The organism is Ellagibacter sp. (assembly GCF_048412355.1).
GTDB lineage: Bacteria > Actinomycetota > Coriobacteriia > Coriobacteriales > Eggerthellaceae > Ellagibacter.
In genome coordinates, this window is record NZ_DBFSAP010000025.1 from 1 (window position 1) to 2,021 (window position 2,021).

Genomic DNA, 2,021 nt, shown 5'->3' on the forward strand with positions numbered 1-2,021 from the left:
GGGGGTGCGCCCATAAAGTTGGAGAGCTGTCTCGAAGGAGAAAGCCGTGGCGTACTCTCAGAAAGTTGTCAGCGAGGTTCTCGCTTACATCGACGACGGCCATACGTGCAGGCAAGCCGCATGCCGTTTCGGGGTCAGCAAGACCTCCGTATCCCTTTGGAAGCGCAAGCGCGATGGGCTGTCGAGAAAGATCTCGCCGCATCCTGTAAGATACCCGGATGATGTGGTGAGGAAGGCGCTCGCCCTTGCATACGGCGGCCATGGGATGAAGCTCGACGAGGTCGCCGTCTTGCTCGGCGTATCTGCCCCGACCATATCCAATTGGAAGAAGAAACACATGGCCGGAGGCGATATGGATATCCCGGAGATTGACTCGGGCGAGGTTAAGCGCATCAGCGAGTCGAGAATCAACGAGATGACCGAGGCCGAGCTGAGGGAGCGTATTCGCAAACTGGAGTTGAAGACGGCAGTGCTCGAAAGCACGGTGAAGGTTTTAAAAGCAGAGGGCATCGGGGATCCGACCAACGATGAGCTGGCGGCGATCGTCGATGCCCTGTCTAAGAGATTCAATGTGAAGGAAGCCCTTGCTGCCGTAGGGCTATCATCCTCCAGCTACTACTACTGCAAGGCGAAGCGCAATCGACCGGACCGCTATGAGCGGGCCAGAATCGCTATCCGGGAGGAATTCTCCCTCGCGAAGGGCGTGAGGGGCTACCGTTACATTCGCCAAAAGCTGCGAGAACGGAAGGATCCGATCGTCTTGTCGGGCAAGACGGTCCGCCGCCTCATGGCGGAGGAGGGATGCCGGGTGGGCTACCACAGGAAGAAGCGCTCGTACAGCTCATACGCCGGCGAGATCGGCGAAGCCCCCGCCAACCTCGTTGCCCGCAACTTCCATGCCGATGCCCCGAACAGGCTCTGGCTCACCGACATCACCCAGTTCAGCATACCTGCCGGAAAGGTCTATCTGAGCCCCATCATCGACTGCTTCGACGGGATGCCGGTGTCCTGGAGGATCGGAACGAGCCCTAACGCCGAGATGGCGAACTCCATGCTCGAAGAAGCGTGCTCGCAGTTGGCAGACGGGGACCGTCCCGTCTGCCATAGCGATCGGGGATGCCATTACCGATGGCCGGGATGGGTTCGAATCTGCAAGGAGCACGGAATCATCAGGTCGATGTCGAAGAAGGGCTGCTCTCCCGACAATTCGGCGTGCGAGGGGTTCTTCGGGCGGCTCAAGAACGAATTTTTCCACGACAGGGATTGGGGAGGCGAATCGATAGAAGGGTTCATGGCAAAGCTTGATGATTACATGAATTACTATAGGGATGGGCGCATCAAGGAATCGCTGGGATGGATGAGCCCGATGCAGTATAGAAAATCGCTAGGTCTAGCCGCCTAGCCTCTCCAGTATTTGGGGCGCACCCCCATCGGCGCAGGCCGATGCCTCTTTTTCGCCTGCTTAAATTCGTGCGTTCTATTTAAGCACTCGGACAAAATGTGTGTCCGTGCAACCGTCGTCGCGCCAGGTGGATAGCCTTTTTCCGACACGTTAAAACGCTCATCGGAAGAGGTGGCGCCATGAAGGCGGTCAAATGCCCTTACTGCGGCGGTCCGACGAAGAGGAACGGCAGAACCTCCTCGGGGGCGCAGAGATGGAGATGCGCCGCCTGCGGCGCATCGACCACCGTGCGCTACGACGACACCGCCGCCCGCTTCGACGAGTTCCTGTCGTGGCTTCTGTCGAAGGACACGCAGCTCGAGATGCCCGGCGCCGGCCGGACCTTCAGGCGCAGGACCGCGGAGTTCTGGGAGGTCTGGCCCATGCCGGTGCCCGACGGCGAGTTCCACCGGGTCCTCTTCGTCGACGGGATCTGGCTCGCGGAACGCCTGGTCGTGCTGATCTGCTGCAGCGAGGATCGGGTGGTCTCGTGGTACATGGCGCAATCCGAGAACTCGAGGGCGTGGTCGGCGCTCATGGAGCCGATACCGGCGCCCGACGTCGTGGTCACCGACGGCGG

Annotated in this window: 2 protein-coding genes; both read left to right on the plus strand. The window is 60.1% G+C overall.

The annotated features are described in order from the left end of the window. Positions 1-46 precede the first annotated feature (46 nt). Positions 47-1,402 (plus strand): IS3 family transposase, encoded by a 1,356-nt coding sequence (locus tag ACMRQN_RS03815; protein WP_418733892.1) that lies wholly within the window; start codon positions 47-49, stop codon positions 1,400-1,402. 179 nt (positions 1,403-1,581) lie between these two features. Continuing rightward, the coding region (locus tag ACMRQN_RS03820) for a transposase-like zinc-binding domain-containing protein (protein WP_418733893.1) at positions 1,582-2,021 on the plus strand (440 nt) is incomplete at its 3' end.